At 70.7% G+C, this 24084-nt stretch carries 20 protein-coding genes; 9 read left to right on the top strand and 11 right to left on the bottom strand.

What is annotated here, in order from left to right:
- Nucleotides 1–9: 9 nt before the first annotated feature.
- Nucleotides 10–975, bottom strand: a complete 966-nt coding sequence (gene gmd / locus RN743_RS01525) for a GDP-mannose 4,6-dehydratase (protein WP_343218975.1) — start codon at nucleotides 973–975, stop codon at nucleotides 10–12.
- 198 nt (nucleotides 976–1173) lie between these two features.
- Here gmd and RN743_RS01520 point away from each other — a divergent pair, with 198 nt between their 5' ends.
- The gene (locus RN743_RS01520) at nucleotides 1174–2226 is read left to right on the top strand and encodes a hypothetical protein (RefSeq protein ID WP_310775527.1); all 1053 of its coding nucleotides are present in this window, start codon (nucleotides 1174–1176) and stop codon (nucleotides 2224–2226) included.
- 45 nt (nucleotides 2227–2271) lie between these two features.
- Nucleotides 2272–3483, top strand: a complete 1212-nt coding sequence (ilvA, locus tag RN743_RS01515; RefSeq protein WP_310775525.1) for a threonine ammonia-lyase — start codon at nucleotides 2272–2274, stop codon at nucleotides 3481–3483.
- 24 nt (nucleotides 3484–3507) lie between these two features.
- Here ilvA and RN743_RS01510 read toward each other — a convergent pair whose 3' ends face one another.
- From RN743_RS01510 to RN743_RS01500, 3 genes are read right to left on the bottom strand one after another with little or no spacing between them, the layout of a single operon-like run.
- Nucleotides 3508–4371: a TVP38/TMEM64 family protein gene (locus RN743_RS01510; protein ID WP_310775523.1), complete on the bottom strand. Its 864-nt coding sequence runs from the start codon at nucleotides 4369–4371 to the stop codon at nucleotides 3508–3510.
- Nucleotides 4371–5612 carry a P1 family peptidase gene (locus RN743_RS01505; protein WP_310775520.1) on the bottom strand — a complete coding sequence of 414 codons (1242 nt, stop codon included), beginning with the start codon at nucleotides 5610–5612 and terminating at the stop codon, nucleotides 4371–4373. Before RN743_RS01505 ends, RN743_RS01510 begins: the two co-directional genes overlap by 1 nt.
- A 45-nt stretch (nucleotides 5613–5657) precedes the next feature.
- Nucleotides 5658–7007 carry a hypothetical protein gene (locus RN743_RS01500; RefSeq protein WP_310775518.1) on the bottom strand — a complete coding sequence of 450 codons (1350 nt, stop codon included), beginning with the start codon at nucleotides 7005–7007 and terminating at the stop codon, nucleotides 5658–5660.
- Between the two features lie 110 nt (nucleotides 7008–7117).
- Here RN743_RS01500 and RN743_RS01495 point away from each other — a divergent pair, with 110 nt between their 5' ends.
- From RN743_RS01495 to RN743_RS01480, 4 genes are all read left to right on the top strand, one after another.
- Nucleotides 7118–8947 (top strand): GMC family oxidoreductase, encoded by a 1830-nt coding sequence (locus RN743_RS01495; RefSeq protein WP_310775516.1) that lies wholly within the window; start codon nucleotides 7118–7120, stop codon nucleotides 8945–8947.
- Nucleotides 8947–9690 (top strand): gluconate 2-dehydrogenase subunit 3 family protein, encoded by a 744-nt coding sequence (locus RN743_RS01490; protein ID WP_310775514.1) that lies wholly within the window; start codon nucleotides 8947–8949, stop codon nucleotides 9688–9690. The genes RN743_RS01495 and RN743_RS01490 overlap by 1 nt, the downstream gene beginning before the upstream one ends.
- Nucleotides 9691–9766: 76 nt before the next feature.
- Entirely contained in the window at nucleotides 9767–11116 is a 1350-nt protein-coding gene (locus RN743_RS01485; RefSeq protein ID WP_310775512.1) for a Gfo/Idh/MocA family oxidoreductase, read from the top strand.
- Between the two features lie 55 nt (nucleotides 11117–11171).
- Nucleotides 11172–12935 (top strand): sodium:solute symporter family protein, encoded by a 1764-nt coding sequence (locus RN743_RS01480; RefSeq protein WP_310775510.1) that lies wholly within the window; start codon nucleotides 11172–11174, stop codon nucleotides 12933–12935.
- 45 nt (nucleotides 12936–12980) lie between these two features.
- Here the strand turns inward: RN743_RS01480 and RN743_RS01475 are convergent, their stop codons facing one another.
- Nucleotides 12981–13814, bottom strand: a complete 834-nt coding sequence (locus RN743_RS01475) for a hypothetical protein (RefSeq protein ID WP_310775508.1) — start codon at nucleotides 13812–13814, stop codon at nucleotides 12981–12983.
- The gene (locus RN743_RS01470) at nucleotides 13811–15241 is read right to left on the bottom strand and encodes a Gfo/Idh/MocA family oxidoreductase (RefSeq protein WP_310775506.1); all 1431 of its coding nucleotides are present in this window, start codon (nucleotides 15239–15241) and stop codon (nucleotides 13811–13813) included. Before RN743_RS01470 ends, RN743_RS01475 begins: the two co-directional genes overlap by 4 nt.
- A gap of 75 nt (nucleotides 15242–15316) precedes the next feature.
- Here RN743_RS01470 and RN743_RS01465 point away from each other — a divergent pair, with 75 nt between their 5' ends.
- Nucleotides 15317–16579 carry a TlpA disulfide reductase family protein gene (locus RN743_RS01465; protein WP_310775504.1) on the top strand — a complete coding sequence of 421 codons (1263 nt, stop codon included), beginning with the start codon at nucleotides 15317–15319 and terminating at the stop codon, nucleotides 16577–16579.
- A 6-nt stretch (nucleotides 16580–16585) separates the two neighbouring features.
- Here the strand turns inward: RN743_RS01465 and RN743_RS01460 are convergent, their stop codons facing one another.
- Complete coding sequence (locus tag RN743_RS01460; RefSeq protein ID WP_310775503.1) at nucleotides 16586–18010, bottom strand: cytochrome c peroxidase; 1425 nt, start codon at nucleotides 18008–18010, stop codon at nucleotides 16586–16588.
- Between the two features lie 37 nt (nucleotides 18011–18047).
- Entirely contained in the window at nucleotides 18048–18551 is a 504-nt protein-coding gene (locus RN743_RS01455) for a hypothetical protein (protein ID WP_310775501.1), read from the bottom strand.
- A gap of 145 nt (nucleotides 18552–18696) precedes the next feature.
- Here RN743_RS01455 and RN743_RS01450 point away from each other — a divergent pair, with 145 nt between their 5' ends.
- Nucleotides 18697–19518: a TauD/TfdA family dioxygenase gene (locus RN743_RS01450; protein ID WP_310775499.1), complete on the top strand. Its 822-nt coding sequence runs from the start codon at nucleotides 18697–18699 to the stop codon at nucleotides 19516–19518.
- Between the two features lie 92 nt (nucleotides 19519–19610).
- Nucleotides 19611–20930 carry an amidohydrolase family protein gene (locus RN743_RS01445; protein WP_310775498.1) on the top strand — a complete coding sequence of 440 codons (1320 nt, stop codon included), beginning with the start codon at nucleotides 19611–19613 and terminating at the stop codon, nucleotides 20928–20930.
- 13 nt (nucleotides 20931–20943) lie between these two features.
- Here RN743_RS01445 and RN743_RS01440 read toward each other — a convergent pair whose 3' ends face one another.
- The 3 genes from RN743_RS01440 to RN743_RS01430 all read right to left on the bottom strand — a co-directional run.
- Nucleotides 20944–22197 carry an AMP-binding protein gene (locus RN743_RS01440; RefSeq protein WP_310775496.1) on the bottom strand — a complete coding sequence of 418 codons (1254 nt, stop codon included), beginning with the start codon at nucleotides 22195–22197 and terminating at the stop codon, nucleotides 20944–20946.
- Entirely contained in the window at nucleotides 22194–22985 is a 792-nt protein-coding gene (locus RN743_RS01435) for an ABC transporter ATP-binding protein (RefSeq protein ID WP_343218974.1), read from the bottom strand. Before RN743_RS01435 ends, RN743_RS01440 begins: the two co-directional genes overlap by 4 nt.
- A gap of 20 nt (nucleotides 22986–23005) precedes the next feature.
- Nucleotides 23006–24084, bottom strand: a 1079-nt coding sequence (locus RN743_RS01430; RefSeq protein ID WP_310775492.1) for an ABC transporter substrate-binding protein, incomplete at its 5' end; no start/stop codon positions are given.

The raw sequence follows: 24084 nt of genomic DNA, 5'->3' as shown, positions 1-24084 counted from the left end.
CGGCCCCGGTTAGCGGGCCGTGGCGTCGAGCCGCTCGATGTCCGTTCGCACCATGAGGCGGATCATCTCCTCGAACGACATGCGGGGCTCCCAGCCCAGCTGCCGCTTCGCCTTCGACGGGTCGGCGCAGAGCCGCTCGACTTCGGCCGGCCTCAGGAGCGCCGGATCCTGCTCGACGTGCTCGCGCCAGTCGCGTCCGATCTCGTCGAAGGCGATCTCGATCAACCGTTGCACGGAATGCGTCACGCCGGTGCCGATCACGTAGTCCTCCGGCGTCTCCGCCCGCAGCATGAGCCACATCGCCTCGACGTAGTCGCCCGCAAACCCCCAGTCGCGCTCCGCCCCCAGGTTCCCGATCGACAAACGGTCGACGAGCCCGCGATGGATGCGGGCCGCCTCCCGGCTCACCTTGCGCGTGACGAACTCGCGGCCCCGCCGGGGACTCTCGTGATTGAAGAGGATCCCGCTCGTCGCGAACAGGTCGTAGCTCTCCCGGTAGTTCACGGTGATGAAGTGGCCGTACACCTTCGCGACGCCATAGGGGCTGCGCGGGTAGAAGGGCGTGTCCTCGTTCTGTGGAGTCTCCCGCACCTTCCCGAACATCTCCGACGAAGAGGCCTGGTAGAAGCGGATCGCGGGATCGACCGCGCGGATCGCCTCGAGCATGCGCGTGACGCCCAGCGCGGTGAACTCGCCCGTCAGCAGCGGCTGATCCCAGGAGGTGGGGACGAAGGACTGCGCAGCGAGGTTGTAGACCTCCCGCGGCTCCACGCGTTCGAGCACGCGGATGAGCGACAACTGGTCGAGCAGGTCCGCCTGGTGGAGCGTGACACGGTCCCGGAGATGGGAGATCCGGTCGTACTTCTCCACCGAGGAACGGCGCACGACGCCGTGGACCTCGTACCCCTTGTCGAGCAGGAACTCGGCCAGGTACGAGCCATCCTGTCCCGTGATGCCGGTGATGAGCGCGATCATGGCGGCCGAATATGCGCGGCCGCCGCGCCGCGGCCAAACGAGGGCGGTCCCCCGGAGGCCGGCGTCGTCCCGGCGCTTGACCGAAGACAACCCGAATCCGACATTCCCCGGTCCCGCCGCCGGCCGGGCCGCGGGAAACCGAAGGCCGAAGACAGAGGAGGTCCCGCGATCCCGCGCGCGACGCCGGTTCCGGAATGGGTGCCCGATCTTCCCGCGAGCCCGGGCGTCTACGTCTTCGTGGATGCGCACGGGCATCCCCTCTACGTGGGGAAGAGCGTGAACCTGCGGCGGCGCGTGCGGGGGTACTTCTACTCGGGCGGGCCAACGAACGAGCGTCTGGCCGAGATGCTGCGGATCGCCCGGGACGTCGAGGCGCACCCGACCGGGAGCGACCTGGAGGCGCGGCTCGTGGAAGCGGAGCGCATCCTCGGCCAGCGTCCTCCCTACAACCGGGCGCTCAAGCGGCGCGATGCCGGCTGGTACCTGGAGCTGCCCCGGAACGAACCCTTCCCGCGGCTGCGCGTCGTGCGCCGGCCGCGCCGGGCCGAGGCCCGCTACGTCGGCCCCTTCCGGAGTCGCCGGTTGCCCGAGCGCATCCGTCGCCTTGTGGAGAAGATCGTCCGGCTGCGGAGTTGCGCCGAAGCGGTGCGCCCGGACCCGGCGCGGAGCCCCTGCATGCAGTTCGACATGGGCCTCTGCACCGCGCCCTGCGCGCGCCGCGTGGGACTCAACGCCTATCGGCGGCAGGCGGAAGCGGCCGGGCGCCTGCTCGCCGAGCCGGGCTACGCGTGGGAACTCCTGGACCGTTTCGCCGAGGCGCGCGACGCCGCCTCCGAGAGGCTGGAGTTCGAGCGGGCCGCAGCGGCGCAACTTCGTCTCGACTGGATCGAGGAACTCGAGGAGCTTCGGTTCCTGCTGGAGCCGGAAGCCGAGCCGCATTCGTGGCTCATTGTGCTCCCCGGGCTCGACGAGGCGCACCGGATGCTCCAGCCCGTGGCGCGCGGGCAGGTGCTCCGGCGGCGCCGCGTAGACTGGGTCGACGGCGCCTGGGAGGAGGCCGTGGAAAACGCCTGCTACGCGGTGCGAGTGGCGGAGTTGCGGGCGCCCACCGTGCTTTCGCCCCGGGAATCCGTGTCCAGCGCGATGGTGGGCCGCTGGCTTGAGGAGGGCGGCGACGGTGGACACGCGATCGACCTGACCCGCTTCGACGCCGCCGGCGCGATCGACCGGCTTCGGCGCCTCGTGTCCTGACGCCCCCCGCGGAACCCGGTCACCTTGAACGGGGTCTTGCTCCCCATGCTGAGGAACTCAGATGTCGTCGCGGCGCGCGAACGGATCCGGTCGGGCGTGGCGCGAACCACTTGCCCGCAGTCCTTCGCCCTCGAGGCACGCGCCGAGGGCCGCTTCCATCTCAAGACCGAGTTCCGGCAGCGCACCGGATCGTTCAAGGACCGGGGATCGCTCCACAAGCTCCTCCGCCTGGGCCCGGCCGCCCGCGAGGGCGGTGTCGTCGCGGCCAGCGCCGGGAATCACGCCCAGGCTCTCGCCTATCACGCCTCCCGGCTGGAGATCGCGTGTACAATCGTGATGCCCACGCACGCGCCCCTCATCAAGGTCGCCCACACGCGCGGCTACGGCGCCCGCGTGATTCAGACCGGGGAGACCCTCTCCGACGGGATGGCGCTCGTCGACCGCCTGGCCCGCGAGGAGGGGCTCACGCCCGTCCACGCCTTCGATGACCTCGATGTGATGGCGGGCCAGGGGACGATCGGGCTGGAGATCCTCGAACAGGTGCCCGACCTCACGACGGTCATCGTTCCGGTCGGAGGCGGCGGGATGATCTCGGGCATCGCGACCGTGGTGAAGGCACAGCGCCCGAATGTGCGCGTGATCGGCGTGGAGGCCGCGGCCTCGCCGGGGGCCCGGGAGTCGCTCGCCGCCGGGAAACCCGTGCACCTGGAGAACTCCGACACGCTCGCGGACGGCATCGCCGTGAAGCGGATCGGCGACCTTGCCTTCCCTCACCTGGCGACGCTCGTGGACGACATCGTCCTCATCGGCGAGGAACAGATCACCCGCGCGATCTTCTTCCTTCTCGAATCCGAGAAGTTCGTCGTGGAGGGCGGCGGAGCGGTGTCCGTGGCCGCCGTCCTCGAGGAAAAGGTCGAACTCGAGCCGTCCGACGTCACCGTCTGCATCCTCTCCGGCGGCAACATCGACATGAACCTGGTGTCCCGGGTCATCGACCGCGCGCTCTGGGCCGATGGCCGGCTCGCGCGTCTCGCGGTCGTCGTTCGAGACCGCCCCGGCTACCTCAACGAAGTGACGGCGCTCGTCGCGATCGAGGGCGCCAACGTCCTCCACATCGAACACACGCGCGCCTTCGGGGACATCTCCGTCGGGAAGGTGGGGATCGAACTCACGATCGAGACGCGCGGCCGCGACCATATCGCGACGATCGTGGCCAGGCTCCGCGAACTCGGCCACCGGGTGGAAGAACTGTCCTGACCCGCCGCGGCCGCCCGTCGACGATCAGGCCGTGTCTTCGACCTCGGCCAGCGCCTTCTGGAGTTCGCGCCGGGCCACGCGCGTGACGAGGACGACGACGGCCGCCGTGGCGGCGAGGCCGGCCACGAGCAGGGCGGTCTGCCCCCAACTCGCCGCGCCGCCGGACGCCTCGGCCACCTCCGCTCCGGCCGCGCCGATGTACACGTAGAGGAGCGTCCCCGGGAACATTCCCACGAGCGAGGCTGCGACGTATTGGGGGAATGTCACGCCGGTGAGGCCGTAGAAGTAGTTCTGCGCGCTGAACGGAAAGACCGGCGAGAGCCGGGTGAGGAAAACGATGCGCCAACCCTGCGTCTCGACCGCGCGGTCGATCGCCCGCAGCGCCGGGCGGTTGGCGAGGAGCTTCTCGACGCGGTCGCGCAGCACGTAGCGGGCGATGAGGAAGGCGAGCGCGGCCCCGATGTTCGCGCCCACGAACACGGTGAGCGTGCCGAGCGCGAGGCCGAAGGTGACGCCGCCGGCGATGGTCAGCGCCGAACCCGGCACGAAGAGCACCACGGCGAGCGCGTAGAAGAGTCCGAAGAAGAAGGGTCCCAGCCACCCTAGCCCCGCGGTGGTCTCGCGCAGCCAGGTGACGAGTCGCGCCAGAAAGCCCAGTTCCTGCTCCGACGCGGACTCCGAAGCCGCGGGCTCCGAAGCCTGGGCCGTCTGTGCGGGGATCGGCGCGGCGGCCACGAGGGTGGCGGGGGCGCCGAACTCCGGACCCGCGCGGGCCGACCGGGCATCGACTGCGCACTCGGCCGCCCCCGGCGCGAGCACCGCGAGAAGGAGCGCGATCCAGGCGGCCGCCGAAGCCCTTCGCTTGTTTCGCCCCAGCCCGGGAACCACTAGGGCCTCTCCAATCGATTGTGCGCGGCGAGGATACGCCGCACCTCGTCGTGCGGGAGTCCCGGTACCATGTTTCCGTCCCGCCCCACCATCGTCCGTCCCGCCACCATCGCGTTCGTGATCGCCTCCTCCGTGGCCTGGGCCGTGGCGAGCAGCAGCGGCGAGATGGCGTCGTTCGACATCATCTCGACGGTCGTGTTCTCGCCCCGGCTCCACGCCCCGCCGTTCGCCGTCGAGAAGGCGATGAAGATGTCTCCGGAGCTGTTCGCCCCGTAGCCCCCCATGCGCCCGATCCCGATCGGCGCCCGGCGCGCGAGCCGTTTCAACTGGTGCGGCAGCAGCGGAGCATCCGTCGCGACGACGACGATGATCGAACCGAGACCGTCGAAGGCGCCCGCGTCCGCCGATCCGTCGGCGCCGCCGGGCGGCGTCCAGTCGAGGAGTTCCCGCCCCACCGGCACGCCCGCGATCAGCAATTCCGGCCGTCGCCCGTAGTTGCACTGCACGAGCACGCCGACGGTGTAGTCCCCGACGAGCCGGGACGAGGTCCCGATGCCGCCCTTGAACGAATTGCACACCATGCCGGTCCCGCCGCCGACCGCCCCCTCCGTGACGGCGCCCGAGGCGGCGCTCTCGATCGCCGCGAACACGTGCTCTTTGCCAACGTGGAACCCGTTGATGTCGTTGAGCCGCCCGTCCCAGGTCTCCGCTACCAGCGGCAGGCTCCACCAGATGCCCGGCGCGATGGGGTGGTTCGCCTCCGCGTCCCGCGACCACTCGATGACCGCCTGGTGGACATCCCCCACGCTGTGGGTATTGGTGATCATCACGGGACCCTCGAGGAAGCCCGATTCCTCGACCCAGGTCGTCCCCGTCATTTCGCCGTTCCCGTTCAGCGAGTACCAGCCGGCGAAGACGGGTTCGTAGCTCGCCGTGCGCGGGAGCACGGCGGTCACGCCCGTGCGCACGGGGCCCTCCCCGACGACGAGCGCCCCCTCCCCTTCGATGATCGTCGCGTGCCCGACCCGGACGCCGGCCACATCGGTAATCGCGTTCAAGGCCCCGGGCTCCCCCGGGAACGGGATCCCGAGATCCCGCGCCCGCGGCGGCGTCTGGGCGCCGAGGGGGGCGGCGGCCAGCGCTCCGGCGGCGAGGACCGCGGCGGTGAGCGCTCCGGCGGCGGCCGGCATCGGCGCGACGGGGCGCCGGCGGGCCGATCCCGTTCGCGGCAAGAAGAACATCGACACCTCCACGCGAGGGATTGTGCGATTCGGTCTATTCGACCGCTACCTGAACGTACCCTGTATCCCCAGGGTCCACAGGACATCCGGTCGCAGGCCGGCGGCCTGGATCGGGAGCAGGGCGTTCGTGGCGAGGATCATGTCTCGGCCGAGCATGTACTTGAGCCCGACCGCGAGGTCGATGAAGTGGCGACCGACGTCCGGGAGGGATGACGACTCGACCGTGAGCGCCGGGTTGCCGACGAAGGTGACGGGCCCCGGCATGGGATGCTCGGGATCCGCCAGTTCCCAGCGCGTGATGAGGTCGGCGGCCACCGTGACGACATCGGACGCCTGGGCATCGAAGCCCACGGTCGCGAGCAACGCGTCCCGGTCGAAGTTCCTGTCGCGCAGGTTGCCTTCGCGCAGGAGATATCCGGCGTTCAGATGGGGCGAGAACCGTCCCCGGTTGAGGGAGAGAATCGCCACGGCGCGGCCACGCCCCTCGCCCAGGCCGAGCAGATCTTCCTCCTGGCCCGTGGGGAAGGTGACGTCCGCCAGCAGTGCCATGCCCACGGGCGGCGGCGCGCGGCCCACGGTCGTCCCCCCGGTGAGGTTGATCTTCACGCGGGCGGAGACATCGCCGATTCCCGTCGCCGACCCTCTCACGGCGTTGCTCGCCTCGAGGACCGGCGCGGGGGGCGTGCCGCCGAAACGGTGCGCGAGCGCGTTGCCGAGCGGCAGGATCTGGGCGTGTGCCGTCCCCCTCAGATTGGCCCGCACGACCGGCACGGCGAATCCCACGTCGAGGAAGGACGCCAGGCCGGCGCTCAGGACCGCCGTGGCCACCGTGTAGTCGAGGTCAAGGTTCGTCCGCACCCGGAGCACATCGCGCTCGAAGAAGGGCAGGCCGAGGCCGGGGTCCGGACCGAGGGCCACGTCCGAATCCTCGTGGAAGAAGTTCAGGACGAGGTTGTCCGTGGGCACGCCGCTGAAGTTCGTGACCTGGAACGCCGTGGCTTCGAGGCCGAGGAAGAACCGCCCCATCCCGAGGGTCTCCGCCCGTTCCGCGAAAATCGGCCCGAGCGACGCGCTCCGCTCTTCGTCCGACCAGATCCGGCCGCCGGACATCGCGGTCGGAGGAAGGCTGCCCACGACGCCGGCGATCCCCCCCTGGAAGGCGAGGATGAGCGCGTCGTTTCGCGGGACCCGTTCGCGCAGGTAGTGCCGGCCGTGCTCCGTATCGAAATGCCCCGTCTCCTCGAAGTCCGGGTCGAGGCACAGAGGCACCCCGCACTGCCCGAACACGAACAGTTCCGACACGAGGTCCGTGAGCGACTGCGCCGCGGCCGGCCGGCCAGTCGCCGCCGTCAGCGCCACCGTGACCATGAGCCCCGCGACGGCTCGTCCGTGCATCTCGCCTCCCATCGAGTTTCCGCTCCGGTGGCGCTGAAGGTTCGCGCGCCGGTCGGACGCGGCAAGATGACCCGTTGACCTCCGGCGCCCTCCGCGCTCATCCTCGGGCCATGCCTTCATCGCACCCGCGTCTGAAAACAGCCGGTTCGGCGCCCGCGTTACGGCGGCGCAGCCAGGACACCCACGACGTCATCATCGTCGGCTCCGGGGCGGGGGGCGGGATGGCCGCCTACGTGCTCGCCTGCCACGGCGTCCGGGTCCTGCTCCTCGAAGCGGGTCGGGACTACGACCCCGTGTCGGAGACCCCGATGTTCCAGCTCCCGGCCGACGCGCCGCTCCGGGCCGCGGGGACCGCGGACAAGCCGTTCGGCTTCTACGACGCGACCGTGGACGGGGGCTGGCGCGTCCCAGGCGAACCCTACACGAGCGCCGAAGGGGTCAACTTCATGTGGTGGCGGGCGCGCATGCTCGGCGGGCGGACGAACCACTGGGGCCGGATCTCGCTCCGCATGGGCCCCTACGACTTCAAACCCTACAGCCGGGATGGGCTCGGGTTCGACTGGCCGATGACGTACGACGACCTCGCGCCGTGGTACGACCGCACCGAGGCCTTCATCGGCGTCTACGGTTCGAGCGAGGGGCTCGAGAACACGCCCGACTCCTCCGACGGGATCCTCCAGCCGCCGCCCGCCCCGCGCGCCTACGAACTGCTCGCGAAAAAGGCCTGCGGAGACCTCGGGATCCCGGTCGTCCCCGCGCACATCGCGATCCTCACGGAAGCGCAGGACGCCGAGGGGCTGTCGCGGATGCTGTGGCCGGGCAACGCGCTGGCCCAGCGGGTGACGCGCGACGCCATGCGCGGCCGCGCGCCCTGCTACTGGGCGACGCCGTGCGGGCGCGGCTGCTCGATCAAGGCCAACTTCCAGTCGCCGACCGTCTGCCTGCCGCCGGCGCAGGCGACCGGCAACCTCACCACGATCACCGACGCCATGGTGCGCGAGGTGACGCTCGATGCGCGGGGACGGGCGAGCGGGGTCCACTACGTCGACAAGAAGGCGCGCGCGGACCGCCATGCCGCGGCCCCGGTCGTCATCCTCGCGGCCAGCGCCCTCGAGTCCGCCCGCATCCTCCTCAACTCCCGCAGTTCGCCGTTCCCCGATGGCCTGGCGAATGGGAGCGGCCTCGTCGGCAAGTACATCATGGACACCGTGGGCGCCGGCGTGTCCGGCCAGATCCCGGCGCTCGAGTACCTGCCGCGGCACGCCGAGGAGGGGGCCTCGGCGATGCACATGTACATGCCGTGGTGGCTGTACGGCGAGCAGGCGGCGGGACGCCTCGATTTCGCGCGCGGCTACCATATCGAGTTCGGCGGCGGGCAGCGGATGCCCGGCTACGGCGCCTTCAGCGGCATCGAGCCGCTCACGGAGGGCGCCTACGGGCAGCGCTTCAAGGAGGAGTGCCGCCGCTACTACGGTTCGTTCACCTACTTCGACGGGCGCGGCGAGATGATCCCCAACGAAGACTGCTACTGCGAGATCGATCCCGGCGTCGTCGATCAGTGGGGCATCCCCGTGCTCCGGTTCCACTGGAAGTGGTCCGACCACGAACTCAACCAGGCTCGGCACATGCAGCAGACGTTTGCCGGGATCATCGAGGAGATGGGCGGGCAAGTGCTCTCGACGGTGCAGACGGACGGCGCCCGCGCGATCCTGGCGCCCGGCCAGATCATCCACGAGGTGGGCGGCGTGCGGATGGGAGACCGGCCGGAGAACTCGGTGCTCAACCAGTACTGCCAGTCGTGGGAGGTCCCGAATCTGTTCGTGATGGACGGCGGGCCCTTCGTCTCCAACGCGGACAAGAACCCCACGCTCTCCATCATGGCGATCGCCTGGCGGTCCTCCGAGTACCTCGTGGATCAACTTCGGCAGGGAGCGCTCTGATGGCGGACCAGGAACGCGAACGCGCAGGAGACGGCGCGCCGGACCGCGCGCCGGAACCGGAGGCGGCCGAGGGACTGACGCGCCGCCGGGCGCTGCAGGTGCTCGCCGCCGGGGCGGCGGGCGCGGCCGCCATCTCCGCGGGGGCGTGCGCCGACGGCGGAGAATCCGGCGTCCCCGGCACCGAGGCTGCGACCGACTTCGAGGGCGCCACGAGCGGCGGCAACCCCCGGGCCGCCGGCACGCCGACGGACCCGGACCTCGTCTCGCCCGTCGTGTGGTGGGACCTGGTCCTTACGGAGGACGAACTCGCCACCCTCGCCGCCCTGTGCGACGTCATCATCCCCGAGGACGAACACTCCCCCGGCGCGGCGGCGCTCGGGGCGCACGCCTTCATCGACGAGTGGGTGAGCGCGCCCTACGACGGAAACCGGGACGATCTGACGCTCGTGCGCGGCGGGCTCGTGTGGCTGGACATAGAATCGACGGAACGTTTCGGGGGCCGCTTCACCGGACTCAGGCTCGAGCAGAAGCACGCGATCTGCGACGACATCTGCTGGGCGGAGAACGCCGCACCGGAATACCGGGTCGCGGCCCGTTTCTTCGATCGCGTGCGGGATCTCACATCGACCGCGTTCTGGACGACCGCCGAGGGGATGGCCGACCTCGGCTTCGTCGGGAACCGCCCCATGCCCCGCTTCGACGGCCCGCCCCCGGAGGTTCTCGAACGCCTGGGTCTGGCTTAGTGTACACGAGTGGCCGTCGGCGCGAGCGCATGCAGGCGGACTTTCTTTCGCAGACCTGTCCCGGAATGAGGCGCAGATGACGCTGAAGAACGACTTCTCACGGCGCGACTTCGTTCGGGCCTCGGGCGCGGCCGGCCTCGGCCTGAGCATCGTGCCCGCGCATGTGCTCGGCGGGCCCCGGCGCCGCGCGCCCAGCGACACGCTGAACGTGGCGCACATCGGGGCCGGTGGCATGGGTGGCGGCGACGTGCGCGGGATGGCGGGCGTCGGCGAGAACATCTACGCCCTGTGCGACGTGGACGAGCGTCAGGCGGCCGGCTCGTGGAGCGCCTTCCCGCGAGCCAAGCGCTACCGCGACTTCCGCACCATGCTCTCGGAAGAGGCCGACAACATCGACGCGGTGTTGATCTCCACGCCGGACCACACGCACACCGCGGCCGGCATGATGGCCCTTTCGCTGGGCAAGCCCACCCGCATCCAGAAGCCGCTCGCGACCACGATCTGGGAGGTGCGCCAACTCGTCGCCGCCGCGGAGAGGGCGGGGGTCGCCACGCAGATGGGGAACCAGGGTCACGCCCAGGACGGTACGCGGGAGATTCGCGAGTGGTACGAGGCCGGCGCGATCGGCGAGATCCGGCGCGTGGAGTACTGGACGAACCGACCCATCTGGCCGCAGGCGATCCTGCGGCCGACCGAGGCGCACCACGCCCCGCCCTGGCTGGAGTGGGACCTGTGGCTGGGGCCCGCGGCCGACCGCCCCTACCACCCGGCCTACGCCCCCTTCAACTGGCGCGGCTGGTGGGACTTCGGTACCGGCGCGCTGGGCGACATCGGGTGCCACGCGATGGACGCGGCCTTCTGGACCTTCGACCTCGGCACGCCGGAGCGGATTTCGGCCGAATCGACGACGCTGTTCCCGGAGACGGCGCCCGCGGCGTCGCGCATCGAGTACGACTTCCCGGCACGCGGAGACCGGCCGGCCGTGAAGGTGGTGTGGCGAGACGGCAACCTCTCCCCGCCCAGGCCCGCGGAAGTGCCGGACGACGCGCGCTGGCCCTTCGAGTCGAGCGGGCAGCTGTGGATCGGGACCGACGGCAAGATGTTCGCGGGAATCTACGGCGAGAACCCGCGGCTCCTCGACGCCGAGCGGGACGCGGCGATCCGGGCCGATCCGCCGCCAGAGAGGTATCCGCGCACGGACGGCGTGTACGCGGAGTTCGCCGCCGCCTGCAAGGACGGCCCCCCCGCCGGTTCCAACTTCGTCGAACACGCGGGACCGCTGACGGAGATGGTGCTCCTCGGCAACCTCTCCGTGAGAAGCGGCCGGGAAGTGCGGCTCGATCCGGCGACGGGCGAGATCCTGAACGGCGTCTCGATCCCCGAACGCTATGTAACGCCCGACTACCGTTCGGGCTGGGGGTGGTAGCGGCCTCCTTTCCGGCCGCGGCGACCGCGGATGTACGCCGGGGACGGGTGATCCCGTGCAACTGAACGGCCTCGACTGGATCGTCCTGGCCGCGTACGGGATCGTGGCCCTCGGCGTCGGGCTCTGGTTCGCCCGGCGCGCCGGCTCCGGCACGAACGAGTTCTTCCTCGCGGGCCGGAAGCTCCCCTGGTGGCTGCTGGGGACGTCGATGGTCGCCACGACCTTCTCCACCGACACCCCGAACCTCGTCACCGACCTCGTCCGCAACGGGGGCGTGAGCCGGAACTGGGGTTGGTGGGCGTTCCTCATCACGGCGATGTGCACGACATTCTTCTACGCGAAGCTGTGGCGGCGTTCCGGCGTGTTCACCGACATCGGCTTCTACGAACTCCGCTATTCCGGGCGCGCGGCGACCTTCCTGCGGGGCTTCCGGGCCCTCTATCTGGGCGTCTTCTTCAACGTCGTCATCATGGCCACCGTCACGCTCGCCGCGATCAAGATCTCGGGGGTCCTGCTCGGGGCGGACAAGTACACGACGGTGCTCGTCGCGGGCACGGTGGCGGCGCTGTACTCCGCGACTTCCGGGCTCTGGGGCGTGGTCGTCACCGATCTCCTCCTGTTCGCGATCGCCATGATCGGGTCCGTCGCGGCGGCTTCGTACGCGCTCTCGCAGCCCGAGGTCGGGGGTCTGGCGGGGCTCGTCACCCACCCGGAGATCTCGCGAAACCTGTCGCTGCTGCCCGACTTCTCCGACTGGCGCACGGCAGCCATGGTGTTCGTGATCCCGATTGCCGTGCAGTGGTGGGCGAGCTGGTATCCCGGCGCGGAGCCGGGCGGCGGCGGGTACGCGGCGCAGCGGATGCTCGCGGCGCGGAACGAGCGCGACTCCATGCGCGCCACCCTGTGGTTCAACATCGCGCACTACTCGTTGAGGCCGTGGCCCTGGATCCTCGTCGCCCTCGCCTCGATCGCCGTCTATCCCACGCTCGACTCGATCGGAGCGGCCTTCCCCGACCTCGACCCCAGCATTCTGGGGCACGACCTCGCCTACCCGGCGATGCTCGTCTTCCTGCCGCACGGACTGCTGGGACTCGTCGTCGCTTCGCTCGCGGCGGCCTACATGTCGACCATCTCCACGCACCTGAACTGGGGGTCGTCCTACGTCGTCGACGACTTCTATCGCCGGTTCGTGGCCCGGGACCGGGACGAGGCCCACTACGTGCGCGTGGCGCGGATCTCCACCGGAGTGCTGATCGTCCTCTCCGCCGCCCTCGCGCTCTTCCTGGACAGCGCGAAGCAGGCGTTCGAACTCATCCTGCTGCTGCACGCGGGGAGCGGTCTGATCTTCCTCCTGCGCTGGTTCTGGTGGCGGGTGAACGCGTGGTCGGAGATCTCGGGCATGGCGGCTTCCGCGACGGTGGCGCTCTGGTTCCCGCTCTTCCACGAACGCGTGGGGCTGCCGGCGCTCGATCCGGCGGTCAGCCTGCTGCTCGGCGTCGGGCTGACCACGGCCGTGTGGCTCGCCGTCACCTTCCTCACCCGGCCCGTGGACACGGCGACGCTGCAGGGCTTCTGCGACCGCATCCGCCCCTTCGCCCGCGGGTGGCGGAGGGCCGTGAACACGCAGCCGGACGCGCCCGGGAGCCTGGCCGCGGGTCTCGCCGCATGGGGTCTGGGCTGCGTGACCGTGTACGCCGTGCTCTTCGGCACGGGGATGGCGCTGTACGGGAGACCGGCCGCCGCGACCGGATTCGGACTCGTGGCCGTCGCCGCCGCCATCGGGTTGTTCCGGGCGCTCCCCCGGGTGGGCTTCGACTGACCGAACCCGGCTGACACCCCACCCGCGCTTGGAGGCCGTGCGCCGTCAGGGGTCGATTTCGAGGTGGTCCACGAGGAGCACGTGGCCCGGCGGACCCCAGCCGTCGAGCGAGATGCGATCGACGCCGAGCGGAGCCTCGATGCGGACGCGTTCGGCTCGGAAGAGCGAACGCCCTCCGGGGCTGTAGGTCGCCGTCCCGGACCCTGAATCTCCCCCGGAGGCGTAGCGCATGTCCGGAGCGTGGGTCCGGGTCGAGGCGGACATGCGTTCGCCGGCGCTCCAGGCGATCACCTCGAAGTCTTCGATGAGGTCGGGGCCGAAGAGCGTGAACGTCACGCTCCGGGGGCGTCCGGGGAAATCGAGGTGGAGGACGCCGACCTCCAGACCCTGCTCGCCAGCGAGGGGGAAGCTCAGCGCGTGCACCGACGCGTTCGCGGGCAGGTAACCGCGCGCATCGAGCACATGAGGCCGGGTGGCGTCCGCCGTGTACGATTCGAACGACACCACGAGGCCCTGCTCCCGCCATTCCTCCGCCACCGCGGAGTTGGAGACGACGGGTCGGCCATCGGGGTAGGCCTCGAACTCGATCCGCTCATGCCGCCCGCCCGCCAGGGGATCGTGCGCGTCGAGCGGAGTGTCGGCCTCCTCGCCGTCTCCCGGCGCGGCCGCGGGCGGCGCCGAAGCCGGCGGAGCCTCGCGGAGGGCCGGCGCCTCGGCCGGGGGTGGGGGCGTTGAATCGAGGTCCCACCGGAAACGGAAGCCGGCCGAGCGCAGCCCCGTCCAGGCGGCCACGCCCGCGAGTCCGGCCACGGTGAGGGCGGCCAGGCCGCGGAGCGCCCGCAGGGCGAAGGGCGGACGGCGGGTCCGCGCCTTCGTCAAGCCCGGACGACGCCGAGCTGCGGCCACGTCTCCCACCGGCCGCGGGTGAAGTCGGGAAAGTCGACCGGCCGGCTGCGCTCCGCCACGGACGCCTCGCTCACGGCGCACACGGCTGACAGCGCCGCCGCGTCGTACACGTTCATGTCCGTAGGCAGTCCCTCGCGCAGGCACTTGATGAGCCGGTAGTCCTCGAGGTAGTCCATGCTGCCGTGTCCGCGGCCCGCCCCGGCTCCGGCCATCTCGCGCCACAGCGGGTGCTCGAACTCGTCGAGGTAGTCCGCCGCCTCGTCCCACCGGTGCCCCTCGCTGCGGCCCTCGACGTACACCCGGTCGGGATAGCCCTGGAAGAGGCCCCGCGTGCCCTGGACGAGGTGGATCCGCGAGTACGGGCGGGGAAGGTTCGTGTCGTGCGAGACGTAGATCGTGCGGCCGAGGACGGTCTTGATGAGCGTGACGTTCACGTCGCCGAGCGCGAACGTCTCCCGGCGCTCCGGCGCGTCCTCGGGGAAGTGCTCGCGCGCAAAGTCCTGCAGCCCGCGCGACGGACCGCTCATCGAGACCGCGTAGTCGAAGCGGTCCCCGCGGTTGATATCCATGCAGTTGGCGATCGGGCCCAGCCCGTGCGTGGGATAGAGGTTGCCGTTCCGCGTCTTCGAATGCTCCCGCCGCCACAGCCCCTCGCCGGTGTCGGCGAACTTGATCGCGCGCAGGTCGTGGAGGTAGCCGCCTTCGCCGTGCAGGATCTCGCCGAACAGCCCGAGCCGCGCCATGTGGAAGACGAGCATCTCCCAGCGGCCGTAGTTCACGTTCTCCATCATCACGCAGTGCCGCCGCGTTGCCTCGGCCGTCTCCACGAGGCGCCAGCAGTCCTCCATCGTATAGGCCGCCGGAACCTCCGTCGCCGCGTGCTTCCCGCGCTCCATGGCGGCGACGCAGACGGGCACGTGCCAGCGCCACGGCGTAGCCGTGTAGACGAGGTCGATATCCTCCGTCTCGCACATGCGGACGAAGTCCGTCTCCCCGCGCGTGTAGAGGGCCGGCTCCGGCCCCCCGGCTTCGAGCACCCAGTCGCGGGCTCGCTCCGCGTGCGCGGGCCGGATGTCGCAGAGCGCGGTGAGCTCCACGCCCTCCATGTCGAGGAGATTACGGACGTGGACCGATCCCATGCCGCCGATCCCCACGAAGCCGATCCGGACCGTCTCCAGCGGCGGGGCCGAGAAGAGCGCCTCGGGCGCCGGGGCGCCGCTCCCGGACTGCGTCGAGCCGCTCGTGGGCCGCGGCGATGCGCTGCCCGCCTCGGGCCCGCGGCAGGCGCCAAGGGCCGCGGCTCCCGCCCCCATCGCGCCCAGCTTGAGCAGCGTTCGCCGGTCGACGCCCGCGGGTATCATCTCGCCGGTTTCGTTCGATTCGCGCTTCGTCGGTTCCATTCGGGTTTGCCTCCGCGTGCGAGACATGACATATGGAGTCCAACTTCGGAGCGGCGGGGAGCGGATGGCAAACACATGAGGCCATACAGGACGCATCGAACGGTGCGCGCGGCGATGGTGGCTGGCGTCGCGGCGGCCCTGTGCCTGTCGTGCGAGTCGGCGTCGACCGGCCGGAACCGGCTCCTCGACGCGGCGGCGGCCATCCAGCGGCTGTCGAGCCTCGCGTACGAGTACGTGTACGAGGGGACCGGCAGCGCCGCAGGGTCCTACGCCGGGAGGGTGCGGCTGCTCAGCGCCGCGGACGAACCCCGGATCTACTGGGCCGAGCTGCGGCCGTCGCCGTCATGGACCCCCGCGCCGCCGCCGGGCGAACCGCCCCCGGGCGACCCGCCCACCGATGCGCCGGTCGATGCGCCCGCCGGCACGCCCGCCGAGGCGCCCGCGCTCATCGTTTCGGGGGGCGGCGACTACGTCGCAGCCCTCGACGAGGCGTCGGGCAGGTTTCGTCACGGGACGATCTCGGGGGGCTCCGGCCATCTCGTGGCCAACGCCCCCTTCGCGGTCCTGTCGGCGTTCACGGATCCGCAGCCGTTCCGGGCGGAACTGGCGAGCGACATGGAACTCGTGAGCCGGGAGACGATTGGCGGCGTGCTGTGCGACGTGCTGCGCGGAAGGACCGACGAGTTCGGACCCGCGCAGGTGTGGTGGCACATCGGGGTCGAGGACGACCTGCCGCGCGCCTTCCGCTGGGAGGCCGATGACGGAAGCGGGGCCCTCGCGTTCGAGATCCGGAGCATGCTCGTCGATCCGGCGATCTCGGCCGAGCAACTCGCGATCCGCGTGGACCTCGACGGTCCCGAGGGCGGCGAGGTCATCGACGAGGACGCGCGGCGGATCGAACCCGGCGTGCCGGCGCCCGACTGGACGCTCGAAACGGCATCGGGGTCGTCCCTCCGCCTCTCGGACCTGCGCGGGGACGTCGTCGTGCTGAGTGTCGGGGCGAGTTGGTGCGCCCTCTGCCGGGACCTCGCGGCCGCGTACGCCGCCCTCCCGGATCAGACCGCGTCCGAGCGCGTCCGCTTCCTCAACCTCAACGCGTGGGAAAGTCCCGAGGTCGACCCCGGCCCGATCGTGCGCGAATGGGGGCTCGACGCGCCTCTCCTCCTGCATGCGGAGCGCATCGCCTCCGACTACAAGCTCGCCTCGGTTCCGGCGCTCTTCGTGGTGGACGCCGCGGGAGACCTCGCGCTCGTGCGGCACCCGACGCTCGCGGATCCCGAAGCTCAGGCCGCAGAACTCGAGCGGACCCTGCGAACGCTCCTCGACCTGAACCCCTGACCGCCCCTACTTGTCGATCGGCAGCCCGCTGGGCACGGTCGCCGGCGCGAGGTGCGACAGGTCGCGCGCCGCGTCATCCGTCAGCGACTCGAGGAAGGCGACGAGGTCGTCCGCTTCCGCGTCGTCGAAGGTGACCGGGATGAGGATGGTGTCCCGCGTGACGAGGATCTCGTCGAAGTTGTTGAGCAGCGTGCCCCGCAGCTCGGGATCCACCTGCGACACGTCGTAGTCCCGGAGACGGTTGTCGATGCTGTCGTAGTGCACGACGATCGCCTTCAGCGTGGCGAACTGGCCCGCGTGGCCGTACGGCCCCGTGAGTTCGACGTTCCGCATCGGCGGCGTCTTGAACAGCCGCCGGTGCGCCGGGTCTCCCGTCACGCGCTCGCGGCCGAAGTCGTCGTTTCCGCCCGGACCGTCGCCCAGCCCGGGGCCGATCTGCGGGAGGGCGGCGTTGTGGTGCTCGTTGTTGCGGTCGTCGAACTGATCGGTCTCGTGGCACAGCATGCAGCGGATCGTCATGAAGCTCTTCGCGCCGCGGAGCGCCGAATCGCTGAGCTGGTCGTTGTCCCCCTTCAGGAACCGGTCCCACGGCGTGTCGATGAAGGCGAGTTCGGACACGTAGAAGCCGGCGATCGCGTTCGCCGCGTGCGCGAAGGACATGTCGTCGAACCCCGTACCCGGATACGCGGCCTCGAACAGCATCCGGTATTCCTCGATCTCCCCCAGCCGCGCCATGAGCGCCGCCCACACGCCGGCGAAGTCGTCATCCTCCAGCGCCGCCAGTTCGTTGTCGTCGCCGAAGCCGCGCATCTCCTTGCGCCGCAGCACGGGAATCATGGGCTGCGCCGAGAGCGCGCCGAACTCGAACACGGCCTGCATGTCGGACGTCAGTTGATCCCCGGCCTCCGTCGAGATGAAGCCGTCCTCCAGCTCCTCCACGAATCCATCCCAGAAGAACTGCGTCGAGAGATGGAGGTTGAAGAGCGCGGGCGAGTTGCGCGGGATGAACTCGCCCTCGGGGTGCGTCCGGTTCGGACCCAACCCGCGTCCCCCGACGCCGATCGAGAGCGACCGGCCGTCCCCCATCGCGAAGCTGGGGAGGTGGCACGTCATGCAGGAGAGGTCCCGGTTCCCGCCCAGAATCCGGTCGAAGGCCAGCGCGCGCCCCAACTCCACGAGTTCCGGCCGCACGGAGGGCGGCGGCTCGAGCGGGTCGAGGTTCCGGTGGTCCGCGAGCAGGCGCACCGTGTCGATGAGCATGGCCCGCACGACCTCGGGAGGCAGCGGGGGCGGGGGCGGCGGTTCCGGCGGAGGCGCGGGCGGCACCGCCGGCGGGACCGGGGGCGTGACGGAACCGTCCCCGCAGGCCGCGAGGCCGAGCAGAAGTCCCGTGGCCGTGAAGGCGAGCGCCTTCCGAGTGCGATTCAACATGCGGGAGACATATGCACCGGGGTCGCGGAAGCTCGCGTCAGGGGCTTTCCACGATGATTCGCACGTCCATCATGTACTCGTGGTAGCGGCAGAAGAATACGTACTCGCCCTCGACCCTGGGACGGTAATCCCAGACCGTTCCCGGCCGCAGATCGTCGCTGTCCACCGCTGTCGCGCCGTCGGGGACCTTGCTGAACTCCACCCGGTGGATGTTCGTGCCGTTCTGCGTCCACGTGATGGTCGCGTGCCGCTTCACCGTCACCTGGGCTTCCTGATCGTGATTGCCGTCGGGATCGACAAACGTGTCGTCCTGGATGTCGAAGTTCGCGTCCGACCCGAAGGGCACCTCCACTTTGGGCGGAGGCGGCGGCGGCGGCGGTGGAGGCGGCGGGGGCGGCGGCGGCCCGACGGGCGGGGGCGGCGGCGGCGCAGGCGGAGGAGGCTCGACGGGCGTGCCGACCGGGCCCGCGCCCGAACCTCCGCCTCCGCAATTGAGGGCAATGCCCACCGCAAACAGCAGGGCTGGCCAACGACCCTTCATTCAAGACCCTCCTGGGGTACCGCGGGTACCGCGCCCACGATCCGACCTGAAAAAATGAAACGGCCCGCGCGCCTGAGGCAAGCTCCACCGGCTCGCCCTCGGGCCGGCGTTGCCGCGGGACCCGATCCGTTCAAGATTCGCCGGCATGCGAACCTCACCCCATATCCGCCCGGTGACGCCCGTCATCGGCGCCGAGGTCGACGGCGTGGATCTCGCCGCCCTTGATGATGACAGTTTCGAGACCATCCGCGATGCGTTGATGGCGCACTGCGTCCTCTTCTTCCGGGACCAGGACATCTCCATCGAGAGCCAGAAGGCGCTGGGCGCCCGGTTCGGCGAACTCGTCGAGCACCCCAACGAGCCGGGCATCGCGGGACATCCGGAGGTGTTCCGGATCCATGCGGACGAGAACTCGGTGCGGGCGACCGGGGAGCGCTGGCACTCGGACGTGTCGTGCGACCCCATGCCGCCGATGGGTTCGATCCTGCGCCTGCACACGGTGCCCGAGAGCGGCGGCGACACGCTGTTCGCGAACATGTACGCCGCCTACGAAGCGCTGTCGGACCGCATGAAGGCGCTGCTCGACGGCCTCACGGCGGTCCACGACGGCGGCCCGTTCTACCGCGAGGTGAACCGGCTCATCGGGCGCGACGACGGGGGCCGCTCATACCCGTCGGCGGAGCACCCCGTCGTCCGCACGCACCCGGTGACGGGACGGAAGGCGCTGTTCGTGAACGAGATGTTCACGGTCCGCATCGCGGATCTCCCGCGGGGCGAGAGCATCGGGCTGCTCGACTTCCTCTTCCGGCACGTGCAGCGGCCGGATTTCCACTGCCGCTTCCATTGGCGCCCGCATTCCGTCGCCTTCTGGGACAACCGCTGCACGCAGCACCACGCGATCTGGGACTACTTCCCCGCCGTACGCTCCGGCTACCGCGTCACCATCCGCGGCGAACGCCCCGCCTAGACGGCCGTCTCGGATAGCGGCCGATTGTCGGTCAGGCTACCGTCCAATTGTTGGTTAGAGCGCCGTCCAATCGCTGGTTAGGAGTCCGGACCATGCTGAAGCGCACTCCGATTTCGCTCATCGTGTTCGTGATGGCGGCGACCCTCGGGGCCTGCGGCGGCGCCGGCCCCGAATCCTCACCTGCAGAGGCGATGCAGGCTGCGGCGCTCGCGATCGTCGGGGCGACCGTCATCGATGGCTCGGGCGCCGAACCCGTGCCCGACGCGACGGTCGTGGTCCGCGACGGGCGGATCGAGTCGGTGGGACCGTTGGCTGAAGTCGAGGTTCCGGCGGACGCCGAGGTCCTGGACGCGGCCGGAAAACACCTCGTCCCCGGTCTCATCAACGCGCACGGCCATGTGGGCTCGACCCTGGGCCTCGAGGGCGGGCACTACTCGCGAGAGAACGTCCTGCGCGACCTGCGGCTGTACGCGAGCTATGGCGTCACCACCGTCGTGAGCCTCGGCGGCGACGAAGCCGCCGGCGTCGAGGTGCGCGACGAACAGGACGTGCCATCGCTCGACCGGGCCCGGCTCTACGTGGCGGGTGCCGTGGTGGCGGGGATCACGCCGGGGGCCGCGCTCGAGATGGTGCACGGGAACGCGGCGATGGGGGTCGACTTCATCAAGATCCGGGTGGACGACAACCTCGGCAGCACGTACAAGATGACGCCGGACGTGTACGGGGCGGTGATCGAGGGGGCGCACGAACTCGGGCTTCCGGTCGCGGCGCACCTGTTCTACCTCGATGACGCCCACGGGCTGCTCGACGCCGGCGTGGACTTCATCGTGCACAGCGTCCGCGACCGGGCCGTGGACGACGTGCTCGCGGGTCGACTCATCGAAGCCGGTGTCTGCTACTCGCCGACGCTCACGCGCGAAGTCTCGACCTTCGTGTACGAGAGCGAGCCCGAGTTCTTCTCGGATCCCTTCTTCCTCGCCTCCGCGGAGCCGACCGTGCTGGACGCACTACGGGTGCCGGAGAGCATGGCGCGCTACCGCGAGAGCGAGTCGGCCCAGCGCTACAAGGAGGCGCTCGCGCAGGCCCAGGAAAACCTGGGCGCGCTGTCCGACGCCGGCGTGACCATCGCCATGGGCACCGACACCGGTCCGCCCGCGCGCTTCCAGGGCTACTTCGAGCACATGGAACTCGCGCTCATGGCCGAGTCCGGCATGTCGCCGATGGAAATCCTCGTCGCCTCCACGGGCGACGCGGCGCGCTGCGCGGGACTCGAGGGCGTCGGTACGATCGAGGCCGGCAACTGGGCCGATCTCGTCCTCCTCGGCGCCGACCCGCTGGATGGGGTCGAGAACCTCCGCACGATCGAATCCGTCTGGATCGCCGGCAACAAGGTGCCTTCCGTCTCCGGCTAACTCCGGCGACGTTCTAACTCCGGCCCCGTTCGCGGAGGTCGACGATGGGGGGGGCGTCCTCGGCGAACGTGCCGGACTCGACGGGGCGGACGTCCACGCGGAGCCGGGTCGTCTCCCGGAGGCGGGCGGCGAGTTCGTCGATGTCGGGCTGTCGGCCGGGGGCGGGCTCGACCGAGATGACGAGGATGTCGCGATGGTCCTCCTCGGTGACGGCCCCCTGGTAGCGCCGGACGCCCGGAGCGCCGACGAGGGCTTCCGCCAACTGGCGTGGATGGACGAACATGCCGCGCACCTTCACGCCCTCGCCGGTCCGGCCCAGGAAGCCCGCCAGCCGGGGCGAGGTCCGTCCGCAGTCGCACCCGTCGGGCCGGAACGCCGACAGGTCGCCCGTCCCGAAGCGGACGAGCGGGTAGACCGGGTTGGCGCTCGTGACGACGACCTCGCCGGGCTTGCCGGGCTCGCACGACTCGCGCGTGCCGGGGTCCAGCACTTCGACGACGATGCCCGGCGCGACGTGCCAGCCGTCCTTCGCTTGGCACTCGTAGCCGATGGCCCCGGCGTCGGCGGTCCCGTACGCCTGGAAGACCGAGACCCCGTGGCCCTCCTGCAGCAGCCTGCGGAGATCGGGAGGCAGGGGCGCGCCGCTGACGAGCGCCCGGCGGAACGTGGCGGGGATCCCGTCCTCCCTCCCCCGCTCCAGCAGAGTCAGGAGGAACTGCGGCGTCCCCACGTAGCCGGCGGCGCCGATCTGTGACGCGAAGGCGGCCTGGGCCGACGTGTTCCCCACCCCGCCCGCCACGACCACGCACCCCACGGCGCGCAACCCCGCGTCCATCATGTGACCGCCGGGGGTCAGGTGATACGAGAACGTGTTGAGCACCACGTCGCCGCGCTCGAACCCCGCCGCGCGAAACGCAGGGGCCATGCGCCAGTAGTCCGCCCGCTGGCCCTCCGGATCGTTGATCGGGCCGGGGGACCGGTGGATGCGCCGGAGGACGCCGAGATCCACGCCCAGCATCCCACCGAAGGGCGGCTGGGCCGCCTGCAGCTCCGGCAGGTCGTCCTTGGCCAGGACCGCCACCTCCCGCAGCCCCGCCACGCCGCGCGGCTCGGGGTGGGCAATCCCGGCCTCCCGGAGGCGGACCCCGGCTTCCCCGCTGCGCTCGAGCGCGAGGCGGACGGCCCGGTCCGCCAGCGCATCCTGCGCCGCGTCCCAGTCGGGCGGGGCTTCCGCGGCGTCCAGGGGACGACGCCCCACCGTGCTCACGACAGCCACCGCTTGCGGCGGCGGTAGTGCTTCACGTCGCGATACGAGCGCCGCCCGATCTCGCTCAGGCCCAGGTAGAACTCGCGCACGTCCTCGTTCTTCCCCAGTTCCTCCGCGGAACCCTCCAGCACCACGCGGCCCGACTCCATGACGTATCCGTAGTCCGCGACGGAGAGGGCGAGGCGCGCGTTCTGCTCGACGAGAAGGATGGTCGTCCCCTCCTCCTCGTTGATCCGCCGGATGATCTCGAAGATCTCCTGCACGAGTATCGGCGCGAGCCCCAGCGACGGCTCATCGAGGAGCATGAGGCGGGGGCGGGCCATGAGCGCGCGCCCGAGCGCGAGCATCTGCTGCTCGCCGCCCGACAGGTAGCCCGCCCACTGCCGCTTCCGCTCCGCCAGCCGCGGGAAGTACCCGTAGACGCACTCGAGGTCCGCCGGCACCCCGCCGCGGTCGCGGCGCGTGTGCGCCCCCGCGAGCAGGTTCTCGTGCACCGTGAGGTGCTCGAACACGTGCCGCCCCTCGACGACCTGGAAGATCCCCCGGCGCACGATGCGATCCGCCGGCAGGCCGTGAATCTCGTGCCCGTCGAACCGGATCGATCCGTCCGTGACCTCGCCGTCCTCGACCTTGAGCAGGCCCGAAATCGCCTTGAGCGTCGTCGTCTTTCCGGCCCCGTTGGAGCCGAGGAGGGCGACGATGTGCCCTTCCGGCACCTCGAGCGACAGTCCGCGCAGGACGAGGATCACGTCGTCGTAGAGGACCTCGACGCTGTTGAGTTCGAGCAGGGCGTTGGCGCTCACCGAACTCAAGGGGCTGTGAGGACTTCCGTCAGCGGGGTCCACCGCCCGTCTTCGGCGCGGAAGAGCCGGAGCCCCTTCGACCCCCGGTGGTCGCTCGGCGTGAAGGTGAGCGGCGGCCCGGCCCCGCCCGTGTCGAGCCCATCGATCGTCTCCAGCGCCCGCTTGATGTTCTCTCCGGTCAGTTCCTGCCCCGCGTCGAGCACCCGCCGGATCCCCTCGACGAACACCGCCATCGTCCACCACCCCTGCGTGTACGCGTTCGTCTTGTCGCCGTAGTCATCGCCCCGGGACGCGAGGTAGTCGCGGATGTCCCGGACCCCCGGCACATCGGCGGTGAGCGGCGCCCACGGGATCGCCCCGACCACCCCTTCCGCCGCGTCCTCCGCCAGCCGCCACAGGAGCGCGTTGGCGCACCAGTTCAGGCACACGAACGTGGCGTCGATCCCCAGCCCCCGCGCGTTCCGCAGGGCCACGGCCGCCGGCGCGGAGGTGTTCTGGAACACGACGTACGTCGCGCCCGACTGGCCGATGCGGGAGAACTCCGCCGTGTAGTCCGTCGCCCCGCGCGGCATTTCGTACGCCGTGACGTCGACGCCGATCTCCCGCGCGTAGTCCTCGCCCCCCTGCACCCAGGGCGACAGGCCGAACGGACTCGCGTTGTGCATGAACGCGACCCGCGCGTTCCCCGCCCCGCCGTTCGCCCGGTGGTCCTCCGCGATCCAGCGCAGCACGATCCGGAACTGGTCGCTGTAGCTCGTCGCCACGAGAAAGTTGTAGGGCGATTCGTGCGCGTCTCCGAGCACGTGCGAGAGCGAGGCCGAGGAGAACGGGATCCGGTCCTCGGCGATCCTCAGCCGGAGCGCCTCCGTGTCGCCCGTCCCCCAGCCCATGAAGATGAGCGCGCCCTCCTGCACGAACTGCGTGTAGAGCTGCTCGGCCCTGTCGACCTGGTAGCCGTAGTCCTGGTAGATGAGCCGGACCGGCCGCCCCCCGACGCCGCCCCGCGCGTTGAGCCACTCGACGTGCCCCTGCACCCCCTCGGCGTAGTCGAGCCCCACGTCGGCCGTCGGACCCGTGAGGTCGA

This window comes from Candidatus Palauibacter scopulicola (assembly GCF_947581915.1).
GTDB lineage: Bacteria > Gemmatimonadota > Gemmatimonadetes > Palauibacterales > Palauibacteraceae > Palauibacter > Palauibacter scopulicola.
This window is presented reverse-complemented; position numbering and strand designations above follow the sequence as displayed.

Bases quoted from the DNA above. Each gene is read 5' to 3' on its own strand.
- gmd (WP_343218975.1), bottom strand. From the start codon at position 975: ATGATCGCGCTCATCACCGGCATCACGGGACAGGATGGCTCGTACCTG.
- ilvA (WP_310775525.1), top strand. From the start codon at position 2,272: ATGCTGAGGAACTCAGATGTCGTCGCGGCGCGCGAACGGATCCGGTCG.
- RN743_RS01505 (WP_310775520.1), bottom strand. From the start codon at position 5,612: ATGTTCTTCTTGCCGCGAACGGGATCGGCCCGCCGGCGCCCCGTCGCG.
- RN743_RS01500 (WP_310775518.1), bottom strand. From the start codon at position 7,007: ATGCACGGACGAGCCGTCGCGGGGCTCATGGTCACGGTGGCGCTGACG.
- RN743_RS01495 (WP_310775516.1), top strand. From the start codon at position 7,118: ATGCCTTCATCGCACCCGCGTCTGAAAACAGCCGGTTCGGCGCCCGCG.
- RN743_RS01490 (WP_310775514.1), top strand. From the start codon at position 8,947: ATGGCGGACCAGGAACGCGAACGCGCAGGAGACGGCGCGCCGGACCGC.
- RN743_RS01485 (WP_310775512.1), top strand. From the start codon at position 9,767: ATGACGCTGAAGAACGACTTCTCACGGCGCGACTTCGTTCGGGCCTCG.
- RN743_RS01470 (WP_310775506.1), bottom strand. From the start codon at position 15,241: ATGGAACCGACGAAGCGCGAATCGAACGAAACCGGCGAGATGATACCC.
- RN743_RS01465 (WP_310775504.1), top strand. From the start codon at position 15,317: ATGAGGCCATACAGGACGCATCGAACGGTGCGCGCGGCGATGGTGGCT.
- RN743_RS01460 (WP_310775503.1), bottom strand. From the start codon at position 18,010: ATGTTGAATCGCACTCGGAAGGCGCTCGCCTTCACGGCCACGGGACTT.
- RN743_RS01455 (WP_310775501.1), bottom strand. From the start codon at position 18,551: ATGAAGGGTCGTTGGCCAGCCCTGCTGTTTGCGGTGGGCATTGCCCTC.
- RN743_RS01450 (WP_310775499.1), top strand. From the start codon at position 18,697: ATGCGAACCTCACCCCATATCCGCCCGGTGACGCCCGTCATCGGCGCC.
- RN743_RS01445 (WP_310775498.1), top strand. From the start codon at position 19,611: ATGCTGAAGCGCACTCCGATTTCGCTCATCGTGTTCGTGATGGCGGCG.